Annotated in this window: 7 protein-coding genes and 1 pseudogene; 2 read left to right on the top strand and 6 right to left on the bottom strand. The window is 53.3% G+C overall.

The window, feature by feature from the left end; all coding sequences use genetic code 11:
- Positions 1–36 precede the first annotated feature (36 nt).
- From RUE5091_RS11600 to RUE5091_RS11590, 3 genes and pseudogenes are all read right to left on the bottom strand, one after another.
- On the bottom strand, positions 37–1,602 hold the full coding sequence (locus RUE5091_RS11600) for an ABC transporter substrate-binding protein (RefSeq protein WP_058282091.1): 1,566 nt from the start codon (positions 1,600–1,602) through the stop codon (positions 37–39).
- A 102-nt stretch (positions 1,603–1,704) separates the two neighbouring features.
- Positions 1,705–3,285, bottom strand: coding sequence for an ABC transporter substrate-binding protein (locus tag RUE5091_RS11595; protein ID WP_082643637.1), 1,581 nt, complete (start codon positions 3,283–3,285; stop codon positions 1,705–1,707).
- A gap of 223 nt (positions 3,286–3,508) precedes the next feature.
- Positions 3,509–4,724: pseudogene (locus tag RUE5091_RS11590) on the bottom strand (amidohydrolase family protein).
- A 279-nt stretch (positions 4,725–5,003) separates the two neighbouring features.
- Between RUE5091_RS11590 and RUE5091_RS11585 the strand changes: the two are divergent.
- Complete coding sequence (locus tag RUE5091_RS11585) at positions 5,004–6,170, top strand: nucleotide sugar dehydrogenase (protein ID WP_058282089.1); 1,167 nt, start codon at positions 5,004–5,006, stop codon at positions 6,168–6,170.
- 104 nt (positions 6,171–6,274) lie between these two features.
- Here RUE5091_RS11585 and RUE5091_RS11580 read toward each other — a convergent pair whose 3' ends face one another.
- The 3 genes from RUE5091_RS11580 to RUE5091_RS11570 all read right to left on the bottom strand — a co-directional run bounded on the left by RUE5091_RS11580 (position 6,275) and on the right by RUE5091_RS11570 (position 11,167).
- The gene (locus RUE5091_RS11580; RefSeq protein ID WP_058282088.1) at positions 6,275–7,723 is read right to left on the bottom strand and encodes a mannose-1-phosphate guanylyltransferase/mannose-6-phosphate isomerase; all 1,449 of its coding nucleotides are present in this window, start codon (positions 7,721–7,723) and stop codon (positions 6,275–6,277) included.
- Positions 7,724–7,854: 131 nt separating this feature from the next.
- Positions 7,855–8,511: a metallophosphoesterase family protein gene (locus tag RUE5091_RS11575; RefSeq protein ID WP_279385380.1), complete on the bottom strand. Its 657-nt coding sequence runs from the start codon at positions 8,509–8,511 to the stop codon at positions 7,855–7,857.
- Between the two features lie 331 nt (positions 8,512–8,842).
- Positions 8,843–11,167, bottom strand: coding sequence for a glycosyltransferase (locus tag RUE5091_RS11570; RefSeq protein ID WP_058282087.1), 2,325 nt, complete (start codon positions 11,165–11,167; stop codon positions 8,843–8,845).
- Positions 11,168–11,754: 587 nt separating this feature from the next.
- Between RUE5091_RS11570 and RUE5091_RS23085 the strand changes: the two genes are divergently transcribed.
- The gene (locus RUE5091_RS23085; RefSeq protein WP_131726305.1) at positions 11,755–12,615 is read left to right on the top strand and encodes a hypothetical protein; all 861 of its coding nucleotides are present in this window, start codon (positions 11,755–11,757) and stop codon (positions 12,613–12,615) included.
- Positions 12,616–12,893 lie beyond the last annotated feature (278 nt).

Here is a 12,893-nt window from a genome sequence, read left to right as displayed (position 1 = left end):
GTCAAGGTATCGCTAACAGTCAGACGCGACGTTCCATCAGTTCACCGTCACCCAGCGCAGCAGAAAGAAGTTATCCGGGCGCTGCGTCAGGTCGACATTGCTGCGCGTGCCCCAAACCAGGGGCTGCACATACATCGGCACATAGACCTGTTCGTCCTGAATGATCTGCGTGACCTCATCCAGCATGGCCTGACGTTTAGTTTCATCCAGTTCCGATTGAATTGCCGGCAACAGCTCATCCACGCGCGCATTCGAGAAGCCGCCGAAATTCCAGCTGCCCAGCTTCTTTTCCTCATTTGGCGTTGCCACAAGGAATCGCACCGGGTGTTCGGCGTCGAATGTGCCGGGGCTCCAACCCAGCAGGTACATGTCGTAATTATCCTCGCGCAGTTCAGGCCAGTAGTTGCGCACGGGCATGGCGTCCAGCTCTGCGGTGACCCCGATCTGCGCCAGCATCGAGACGACGGCCTGACAGACGGCCTCGTCATTCAGATAGCGGTCGTTGGGACATTTCAACCCGAAGGAAAAGCCATCTGCATACCCCGCCTCGGCCAGCAGCGCCTTGGCAGCCTCGACATCGTAAGCAGGGCGGTTGGCATGGGCAGCGGAGTAACCGCTCATGGCGGGGCTAACCAGTTGCGAGGCGGCTTCGGCATTGCCGCGCATGATGGTGGACATAATAGCGTCGACATTCACCGCCTGCGCCACGGCCTTGCGGACGCGCGGATCGCGGAACGGGTTCGGTTTGCCCGCATCATCGGTGTATTTCAGCGTTTCGGCCTGATGATCAAAGCCCAGCATGATCACACGCGCTTCGATCCCCTGAATGATTTCCACCTCATCGTTGCCTTGCAGGCGCGCCACGTCCTGAATAGGCACCGGGTTGATCATATCGACATCACCCGACAACAGCGCCGCAACAGCGGTGGCCGGATTCTGTATCGGAGTGAATTCGGCGCTGGTGATATTATGTTCGGCCTCGCCCCACCAATCACCGAATGGTTCCAGCACCGTGCGCAGGCCCGGCTCGCGCGTGGTGACTTTGAACGCGCCGGTGCCATTGGCGTTGAGCGTGGCGTAGTTGCCGGTTTCCTTGTCGGGCACGGTGGCGTCGTTGGCCTCGGTCCAGCCCTGATCCATGATCATCCAGTTGGCAATGGATGACGGGAATAGCGGGTTCGGCGCGGTAGTCATGAAATCGACGGTATAATCGTCAATAACCTTCACCTCGCTGATCGGCGCAAACCAGCTGCGGGTATCAGCCGCCTCGCCCGAGGCGCGCTGATAGCTGAACAGCACGTCCTGCGCATCAAAGCCGCTGCCATCGTGAAAGGTCACACCTTCACGCAAGTTGAACCGCCAGCCTTCGCCGTCACCGATCGGCTCCCAACTGACTGCAAGCGCGGGTTCAACGCTCATATCCTTGTCGCGGCGGACTAGGCCTTCGTAAACGTTGTTGAGAAAGCCCAGAACCGGGGCCGAGTTGACCGCGTGCGGGTCCATCGTTTGCGGATCGGTGGTTGAGGCCCATTTAAACTCGGCGGCCTGAACACCGGTGGCGGCCAGCAAGGCCAAGCCAATGGCGCTTTTTCTAAGGGTCATGGCGAAATCTCCCTTTGTCTTCCGCAGTGGGGCGGTGTTGAAGGATACCGCAATAGGCAGGGCGTGATTCTCACGCCCTGCCAAGTCGCTGATCTGAAGAGGTTAATTCAGAGTGAAGTATTTGACCTTGGGCTGGTCTTCGGCATCCACTTCGATGCCCACACCTTCGGCCATGCCCCAATTCAGAACCTGGTGATGAATGGGGATGTAAAGTGCATTGTCCTGCACCACACGCCAGATATCTGCGATATCGGCATTCCGGGCATCAAGGTCGGTATTCGAGGCCAGAGACTTGATCTTCGCGTCCAGCGCGTCGTCCTGATAGCCGGTGCCGTTCCACGTGCCGATATCGTCTTCGCGCCCGTGCACAAGGAAGTTGAAAATGTATTCCGAGTCATATGTCGGCACACCCCAACCCAGCATGTAGAAATCTGTCTTGCCATCGGTGATCAACGGGAAATGCTGCGCCTTGGGCTTTGCGTCCAGATTCACGGTCACGCCGATCTGGCCCAGCATCCCAACAGCCGCCTGACAGATCGCTTCATCATTGATGTACCGATCATTCGGACAATCCAGCCGTAGCGAGAAGCCATCGGCATATCCTGCCTCGGCCATCAGTTCTTTGGCCTTGGCCAGGTCAGTGGTGGACTCACCGTCCATATCAGAGGTCCAGCCATTCACGAAAGGCGGTGCGATCATGCCTGCGGGCTGTGACTGGCCGCGCATCACGACCTGCTTGATCGCATCACGGTTGATCGCCATCGACATAGCCTGACGCACCCGCACATCAGACAGTGGGTTCTTCCCGTCCACATTGTCCGCTTCGATGTCGTCCGCACCTTGGTTCATGCCAAAAAAGATCACGCGGTTCTGCGGGGCTTGCTTGACCATCAGGCCATCGGCACCATTGACGCGGTCAATGTCTTGCACCGGCATATCCTGCAGGAAGTTCACCTCACCCGACAACATCGCCGCAACACGGGTCGCAGCGTTCTGGATCGGAGTATAGACAATCTCGGTCACTTCCATGGGGAACTGGTCGATGCCCCAATAATTGTCGTTGCGTACCATCACTGTCTTGACGTCGGGTTCGCGGCTTTGAAGGACATATGGCCCCGTACCGTTGGCATTGGTGGTGGCATAGGTGATTTCGCCGCCCTCGAAATCCTGCACATTGACAGTGTTATTCGCCTCGGCCCAACCCTTGTCCAGAATGAACAGGTTGGTCAGGTTCGACGGCAGGATCGGGTTCGGACCATCGGTGACAATCTCAACCGTGTAATCGTCAACCGCGCGCACTTCGGTGATCGAGCCGATCAGCTCTTTCATGTCGGAATTCGGTTGCTTGGCCCGTTCAAAGCTGAACACCACATCTTCGGCGTTGAAGTCTGCGCCGTCATGGAATTTTACACCCTCGCGCAGTTTGAAAACCCAAACGTTCGGATCATCGGCCTTGGGGCCCCATTCGGTCGCCAGTGCAGGTTCAAACGCGCCGGTCACGTCGCGGATGATCAGCGGCTCATACATCTGGTGGCGAATGGTGTGTGACGGGCCTTCGTTTTGCGAGTGCGGATCCAGTGTCAACGCGTCACCAGCCCGTGCCCATCGCAGGGTTTCAGCCGAAGCGCCAGCAGCCATCAGCGCAGTTGCACTGGCGGCAATCATCAGATTTCTTAGGATCATCTTATTCTCCCCGGTTCTTTGTTAGTGCCGTCGTTGTGACGGCCGGCCGCTTTCTGCAGCCTTGGTGCACATGATCATCCAGATCATTTTGATTGTTGCAACAATAGATTGAGTCTGCGCGAATTGACCTAGGGGAAACTTAGATCAGTCAGCGCAATTCAGACAAACGGGACCTTCGCTTCGTCCAGCGTCTTTTGCCCAGTTGGCAGGTTCAAGTCATGTGTCAGGGGGCCGACCGGACAATGACGCGCCCCTTGCGCACCACGGCCAGACGATGGGCCCGCAACCGGATCGCCTCGACCTTGTCACAGGCCTGCAGCAACACAAAATTCACCGCACAGCCTTTGGCCACGCCGTACCCTTCCAGCCCCAGGATTCGCGCTGAATTCTCGGTGACCGCATCAAAGCACCAGGCCATATCGATCCGGCTGGAGAGCTGCCCCACATGCAACCCCATAAAGGCCACATCCAGCATGTCGGCCTTACCCAGCGAATACCAAGGATCCATCATGCAATCCGACCCAAACCCACCGTGACCCCAGCATCGCGCAGTTCCCGCACGCGGGTCAGACCTCGGCGTTTGGGGTAGGTGTCGTGGCGACCCTGCAACATGATGTTGATCAACGGGTTTGGAACAGCGTGTACACCAGTCTCGACCATCAGAGGGATCAGCTTGGAGGCATAATAGTTGTCCATCGAATGCATCGAGGACAGGTGTGACCCTGCGACCCGCCCATTCAGACCCAAACGCTGGGTTTCATAGGCCAATGTTTCGATATGGCGGCTTTGAGGATCGTCACTTTCGTCACAATGCATATCAACCATCAACCCACGTTCGGCTGCGATTTCACATAACAGGCGCACGGATTTGGCGCCCTCAGTCATGGTGCGTTCGAAATGCGGGATACCGCCGACAACATCTACGCCCATATCCAATGCTGGAGTGTGTTCTGCATCGCAGATGGGTCGCGTAAAACGCCGTCCTGAGGGAAAGCGACCAATTGCAGATCCAGATAGTCTTTCACCTGCTCGCGCACCTGCAACAGGGCCTGCACGCCTTTCAGATCATCATCGCAGGTATCCACATGGGTGCGGATCGCACCCATGCCCTTGGCCACGGCCAGCTCACAATTTCGCAGGGCCCGGGAAATGATGTTGTCGATACTTTGGATTGGTTTCAACTCACCCCACAGCGCGATACCACCCAGCAAGGTGCCGGAGAGGTTCATACGCGGATTTCCCAAAGATAGAGCCGCATCCATGTGGAAAGGCGGATCGACAAATGGGGGTGAAACCAATTGACCTTTCGCGTCGATCACTTCGCCAGTTTCGGCAGCAATCCCCACCTCAATGGCGGCGATTTTTCCTTCGGCACATGCAGTATCAATGCCGGTTTGGCCATCGGTCAGGGTGGCATTCTTGACGATCAGACCGAACATGGCGTTTCCTATCATTGGCCTTTGAAATCAGAATGAACAATGCAATCGGGTATTCCGTCGACCGCGCCACAATCTCAAGCGCAATGATCGACTGAATGTAATAGGCATCAGTGCCGAGCCCGCGACACTTGCCTTTTGGCTAGAAGTCACCTTTCCCGTGCGCGACAACCGCTCGCACCAAATCATTGCCTTCACTTCTTTCAAAGGCTTATCACGCAACGAAAACAAGATTATGGTAAGTCGGACGTGCCGCCCAAAGGTTAGACAAGGACCCAAGATATGAAGATAGCGATTGCCGGGATTGGATATGTTGGCTTGTCCAACGCGGTATTGCTGGCGCAAAATCACGAAGTTGTCGCCCTGGATGTGTCGGCAGACCGCGTGGACATGCTCAATCGGCGTGAAAGTCCGATGCAGGATGCCGAGATCACGGATTTTCTGACCAACCGCGCCTTGAATCTGACGGCCACCACCGACCCAGAAACCGCATTTGGCGGCGTAGATTTTGTCGTTGTCGCCACCCCAACCAACTATGACCCCCGCAGCAACTATTTCGACACCAGTTCGGTTGAAACGGTAATCGAGCAGGTGACAAGGTTGAATTCCGAGGCGATCATCGTAATTAAATCCACCATCCCCGTAGGGTTCGTCACTGAGGCCCGCGCGCGTTTTAGCACCGATAACGTGATCTTCTCACCGGAATTTCTGCGCGAGGGGCAAGCCCTGCACGACAACCTGCATCCCAGCCGGATCATCGTCGGCGAACGATCTGACAGGGCCAAAGCCTTTGCTGATCTGCTGCTGGAAGGGGCGGTATCCAAGGATGCACCGGTACTGTTCACCGACCCGGACGAGGCCGAGGCGATCAAGCTGTTCGCCAATACTTACCTTGCCATGCGCGTGGCCTTTTTCAACGAGCTCGACAGCTATTCCCTGGCCGGGGGCATGGATTCGCGCCAGATCATCGAAGGGGTCAGCCTAGATCCGCGCATCGGCACGCATTACAACAACCCGTCTTTCGGGTATGGCGGCTATTGCCTGCCCAAGGACACCAAGCAACTGCTGGCAAATTACAACCATGTGCCGCAGAACCTGATCCGCGCCATCGTCGATGCCAATCGCACACGCAAAGATTTCCTAAGTGATCAGATCCTGATGAAAGGGCCCAAAACGGTCGGCATTTACCGGCTGGTCATGAAGGACGGCAGCGACAATTTCCGCCAGAGCTCGGTTCAGGGCATCATGAAGCGGATCAAGGCCAAGGGCATTCAAGTCATCGTCTATGAACCAGTGTTGGCTGAGGAGCATTTCTTTCATTCACCGGTGATCAGCGATCTTGACGCCTTTAAGCAACAGGCCGACCTGATCGTCGCGAACCGTATCTCGGACGAGATTCGCGATGTCAGCGACAAGGTCTTCACACGCGACCTTTTTGGGGCAGATTAACACCCAAAGGGTTCCCTTACGAATACCGATATCCTTGCCACCTAATTTTCGATGGCAAGGTTGGTCTCATATTGTCTGCGTATAACCACAGAGCCCCTAGGTCGTCAGCCTTTTGCGCCCTGGCCGCGCGCGTAGATATCTTCGTAGCGCACGATGTCATCTTCACCAAGATAGGTTCCGGTTTGAACTTCGATCAGAACCATTGGCACCTTGCCGGGGTTTTCCATCCGGTGAACAGCTCCCAGTGGGATATAGACTGATTGGTTTTCGCTTACCAACTGTTCCGTATCGTCGATTGTCACAAGGGCTGTGCCTTCAACCACGATCCAGTGTTCCGAGCGATGGACATGACTTTGCAGGCTCAGCGACGCGCCGGGATGAACGTGAATGCGCTTGACCTGGAACCGATCTCCAACCACCAAGCTTTCGAACCATCCCCAAGGGCGATGGTCCTTGGGGAAGGTTGTGGCCTGAGCAGCGCCTTTTTCCTTTAGCGCGCTCACGGCTTTCTTGACGTCTTGTGCCCGCGAAGAATCCGCCACAAGAACTGCGTCGTTCATGGCGACTGCAATGATGTTCTCCAGCCCGATGCCCACCAGCTCCAGTTGGTCACTGTCCGAGCGCAAAAGTGCGTTGTGACAATCAATCGCCGTCGCCCCGCCGCTGGTCACCACGCCGTCCGCATCCGGCCCGCTTTCGCGCCAGACCGCATCCCAGCCACCCAGATCAGACCAGGCCGCGTCAAACGGAACAACCGACAGGTTCGTCGCCTTCTCCATCACCGCATAGTCGATCGAGATATCTTCGGCCTGCCCCCAAGGTTCAGGGTTCAGACGCAAAAAGCCCAGATCCGGCGTTGCCGTTTCGACCGCTGCTTCAACAGGTGCCATCAATTCGGGCGCATGGGTCCGGAAGGCGCCAATCATGTCCGAGGCACGGAACAGGAAAATCCCTGCATTCCACTTGAAATTCCCCGCATCCAACATCTCGGTTGCGCGGGCCAGATCCGGTTTTTCGACGAATTTCTTCAACGCAACCGGGGCGCCGTCGCTGTTCGACCCGCTTGCCAGTTCGAGATATCCATAGGCGGTTTCGGGGTGTGTCGGGGTGATCCCGAAGGTCACCAACTGCCCCTGCGCCACCGCCTCAAGCCCGCGGGCAACTGCGGCGTGAAACGCGGCCACATCTGGCACAACGTGATCGGACGGCGCAACCAGCAGCACCGCATCCGGGTCTTCGGCATGGGCGCGCAGCGCAGCGGCCAAAACCGCCGGTGCGGTGTTGCGACCTTCGGGTTCGATCAGAATGGCACCGGGATCTATGCCGACGGCCTGCAATTGCTCGGCTACGATGAAGCGGAAATCCGAATTGGTCAAAACGACCGGAGCGGCAAATTCCAGCCCCGCTGCCGCACCGGACAAGCGGCGCGCAGAGGCCTGAAACAAAGTCTCTTCACCAACCAACGGTACGAATTGTTTAGGATAGCTTTTACGGGACAACGGCCAAAGGCGTGTTCCGGACCCTCCGCAAAGGAGGACAGGTGTGATTAACATGATAAGCTCAAAACCCGATCTGTGATTTAAACAGGTCCTATTTGAAGTGAATTACAGTGACAAGATTTTGCTCAGCTTCGACCGGAAAAAGCAAGTGCAACTACAGAATTGCGCCGAAACGGTCAATTTCCTCAGTCTCGTGACGTCAGAAACCTGGGTTCGGTTCCGTCCAGACAAACTGCACTTAGCACGCCAGTAACGAAGGCCCCGGTATCAATAGAAATCCGACCTTGCTGCGCGCTGGCCTCATTAACAATCGTATGCCCATGGACAACCCACACGCCGTCCCTGCGGGCTTTTGACTGAAAAGACGGATGCCCCCAGATTAGGGTCTTTTCAGACTGCTCTGAGGGCGGAACTTTGGGATCGGCGCCAGCGTGCACCGTCAGGACATTTCCCGACATTTCCCAGGTCCTCAGCTCGGCCACCCACTGGAACAATGTGTTGCCCATCGCCTTTTGCAGCCTGTCCCGGCATTCTATCAGCTCGTCATTGCTCATCTCGGCCTGTACTCCGTGCAGGTCAAAAGAAGCCAGAGTTTGCAGCCCACCATACCGCAACCACCTTCGACCCTGACCCGTCGGGTCGCTCAGGAACCACAGCATCATCTCTTCGTGGTTGCCTTTCAGGCAGGTCAGGTCTGGGCGCGCACTGATCAGTCGCAACACCTCGGCGCTGTGCTCTCCGCGATCGACGTAATCTCCGACCAGAACGATCCGGTGATCCTGAGGTACCTTGGTCAACAACTTTTCCAGTTGCACTATACATCCATGCACATCACCAATCACGCATAGCGGAACTTCGGGGGTTGGCGGCAAAAACGGGGTGCGCCGCCCGAACCGTCTGAAAAGCGATGGCAGTACGATGATCTGTCCTCCCGCCCGTTTGGAACCGATGTGCAAAACGCGACACCAACTTTGGACCCAAACGTGATACCTGCGGGCCTGATCCCCGGCAAGAGCAGGCTATGACGGTTTACCGTCCTCTTTCGACAAGACAGGGTTTGACGCGGCACGCAAAGAAATTCTGCCGGCACGATCGGTGTGTGTATTGGGCGCTTTCAGGAAATCCCAGCACAGTTAGTACTGTGCGCCTCAATAATCCCGATCACGAAAGATGTTATTTTCCAGACAGCCGTAATAAACGCCGCCTAATCCGATGGATGAGAATGGTACGCGGCCATTTGAGCGGATATCTAAGGGCCAAGTGCAGCAAACTGCGCTTGTCTGTAAGAACACTTTCAAATCGCCCCGGCTTCTTCAACCACCGAGGGGCAATAAGATTAAACTTATCATCCGGTGTCCAAGCTATTTCAGAATTCTGCAAAAAGGAGATCTGCCCCGCAAGAACCGTTACTGGCGGGGTGTTTGTGTTTAATCCCAAATCTACCTTTGGGAACAGTGATCTTTCAGAAATGATTCCTGATTGTTTGAACGCTAGATGAAGCCTTCTAGACAACGCCCCTAAGCTAAATTTATTCTCCGCCGTCAGACGAACTTTCAATTTTCTTTCAGCCAACGCACCAGGATCGTTTGCCATACCGAGGAGGAAACCCACAGTTTCTTTGATTGCCTGTTCTTTGCGCTCTAGCCTCGAAACTTGAAAGGAACCTTTGATAGCACTGCAAACTTCAGGAAGAGCGCCGCCGCCGCCCAAACTGATTGGTACAGCCCCACACAGAGCCCCCTCGACAATTGTTTGTCCAAATGTTTCATCGCACGACGCAGTTAATACAAAATCGGAAATTCTGAAGTAGTCGGCTATCCTATCAAGATCTTTCGCATAGGGCACCTGGGTGACCATATCTTGCTGCAACCCTTTGGGCAGTACTCCTCTACCGATGACTAACGCGTGAAATTGATCGGCAGGAAGTTTTTGCAGGAGGGACCAAGCCTCTGCGCCCCCTTTACGCGGATCGTCGTAGTCTCCGCTCGGCATCAAAATGACCCTTTTCTCAAGAGGGATGCCAAAACTCTTGCGCATCTCAGGTATTTCGTCGCCAGAAGCAGGGAAAAAGCGCTGAGTGTTGATGCCGAGTTCCGCTAAAAGGATCTTCCCCGCTATTTCGCGTTCACTAAAACCGCTTCCAAGTAAAATGTCACCGGCCACTTTCTTGGTGTACTCGGAGTTCGCCAAAAGCATCGCATTGGGGTGCCTTATGAGGTTCCGTTTACGAGACAGCGCCGCAGATATTTTTCCAGGTTCAAGTTTCGGGTATTCAAGTGGCGTCGGACAGGTCGCATCACATGTACCTTCTTTTGCCTTCGCACATCCACCTGGATAAGCACATCGGCCGGTCAACATATAAAAATCATGCAGACAGAAAAGCGTCTTCCACCGATCCAATACTGCTGACAGCCAGATATGCTTTCGTTCGGCACCATGAAGGTTGCCGATTATGACGACGTCCGGATCAAGTGCTTCGATCGCCAGGACTAGACTTTCATAGTCTCGAATGATTGTTAAATTTTCATCGCTTGCGTCTTCTGCAAGCGAAAAGCAATGAACATCGCAATGTTGCAGGCGCAGCGCTTCGGCTATACGCCGATGGCCCACGCCCGCACCGTATTGGAATCCCAGATCATTTATCATTACAACCCTAGGACGTTTTTGCGCAAACTTGTACCCAGGGTGCACGGGTGGATCATTTCGCTTTGGCACGTAGTTGCGAACAACTTCCTTCAATTCCGATTTGAAAGCTTTTTCGGCATGGGTCTTTTGTTCATCGTGCTTACGAAAGTATGTTATTGGTGCGCCGATTCCAGATATTTTTGCACCAGCGCCAGCCATCCGTAGCCAGAGCTCATAATCCATACTGTAATGCAGGTTTTCGGAAATATATCCGCCCGCCTTTTCATAGATATCTCGCGTAAAGAAAACTTCAGGTTGATAAAAGTATTGGCCTGTATTCCACATACCGTCGAGGTTCAAAATCTCGCGCTCTATCAAAGGACCGTCAGACAAACCATATGTGTGGAGATTAATTGAAGAATTACCTGAAAATAGAACGACCTGCCCCGCTACTAGATCTGCGCCGGACTCTTCAAATGCCATCGCCATCCGCCACAAGGCCCAGGGCGCAAATATATCGTCTGCGTTCAGCCAGGTGATTATATCGCCTGTTGCGCGTTTGAACCCCTTGTTTAGGGCATCGGATTGTCCATTATCTTTCTCAATAGTCGCATCTAGGAACGAATACTCCGAAAGAATTTCTGCTGTTCCGTCATCAGAACAACTATCATAAACGAGATACTCTAGGTTCGGATAGAATTGATGATAGACTGACTCCACAGTATCGCGAATGTACTTACCGGAGCGAAAGGCAGGAGTGACGACAGTTATCCGTGGCAACGATTTGTCAGGTTGAAAGGCAGCTTCGACGCGAAGAGCTTCGCAGAGTTCCTTGTTCCGGAACCAGAATGGATCGAAGTCGTTATTTTTCACAAGAAATCCTCACCCAAGAGATATCTGAAGAAATTTTTTCACTATCAAGACACGAATGAAAAGTGATCAGTCTGAGCGGTATTCCACTCAGGTAGAGTCTACCTGTCCATGAAACCACTTATCGGCATATGATGCGCTCCTCAAGGTGGCTGGCGCATTTTTCTGAACTCACCCTTCCTCCTGGCTCTTAGTCACCTGATGTGACGTAGTTATAGCCCCGCATCCTCAACGGGTTAAGTCGGCCAGGATACATAAAGTTAGTCAATCTCACCAACTTCATTGGTGTCAAAGTTAATGTTATGAACCGTTTGCACCGGCAAGAATGAGTGTGATCCCGTGCTAGCGGGCAAAGTGTTGTGTATTCAAAAGCAAGAATTATATCCGCGGTTCGAACTTCGGCGCAGATCCTCAAATTGCCTGCTAAAACGGGTGATTAAAGGACATGGACACCTTGCATACACCATCCTCCCGGGCCATTAATAAATTTCTGACTTCTCTGAAGCCCGAATGAAACTAAAAACTGGAAACAGAACTTACTGTAGAAAGCAACAACTCTGCAGTCATTATAAGTAGATAGGTGAATAAGCATGGCTGACATGTCGCAAGACTTTGATGATCTGTTCCTAGAAAAATTTGGGGTTTCTTTCTCAGACAGTGCTGGTGACCTGTCAAAATTCAAACTATCACCTGAAGATCGCTGGAAACTAGTTTCTGAAGTGCTTTCAATTCTGCCGCAGCCATCAGCAGCTTTGTTTATTCATGTGCCAAAAACAGGCGGCACTACTTTTGGAGAGTCGGTTGCCGAACGAAGGCTAAGGAATGTTGTTTCATGTGATGCACCCCCAGTGCAATTTCTAGCCATGCTTAGAGATTGCTTTGCCGCTCCAAACAGCAGAGGAATTTTATTTCGTGCCCATCACGACTATGGCACCATTTTTCGACATAATTCCCCTTCTCAATTTGACTTTATATTCTCTTCATTTCGCGATCCGCTGGAAGTTCACATTTCCAATGCAACGATGATAGTTGAGCGGTTGGACAAGTTTTATCAAGGTGTGGATCAAGGCCCTGCAGTTTTGGGTTTTTGTGAGATTTGGGATCGCGCTCTAAATCAGGAAGGTTTGAATTTCGAAGTATCCAGCACATTCGTGGCAGCTGTATTGTCTATGGATTATTACAAAAAATCCATGTCCGGTGTATATTACAGGTTTTTTGGAAAGTGTTCCGATGAGCAATTGCGTAACGTTGAATTTTTCAATTACAAGCACTTCGATTCAATAATGGTCGAAAAGTTTGGATTTGCAGAACCACCCGAGCGCAAAAACGTAGTTACAAATAAACGCTTGAAAGTTCAGAATATTGCTGAGGAAATCAGTACCGCCCTTTTAGAGAATGACGCACAAATTGTTGCTCGAATAAAATCACATATCCCTGAACGGTGGCGGTGAAATACCTTGTGATTGATTTGTTTCATTCCCAGCGTCTGGCCACCTTTTGGCCGCGCAAATTCTAAACACGATGAGATGAGATAGATATTCCAATATATTTTGGACTGTTTGTAGATCGGCCGATCTGTTTGATATTAGTTTCGAGGAGAGATTCGGCCTATGCGAAAGGCGGATTCGCAGCGCAGACGTATCTGTAATTTTCTATGTGGTGTAGCACCGTTGTAGCACCGGGCGTTGGTGCAAAGCAAAGGGCCTCGCGCGATGCGAGGCTAAGTGCT

This window comes from Ruegeria denitrificans (genome assembly GCF_001458295.1).
GTDB classification, from domain to species: domain Bacteria; phylum Pseudomonadota; class Alphaproteobacteria; order Rhodobacterales; family Rhodobacteraceae; genus Ruegeria; species Ruegeria denitrificans.
The sequence above is the reverse complement of the archived record's forward strand: the minus strand, read 5'-3'. Positions and strand labels throughout refer to the sequence as shown.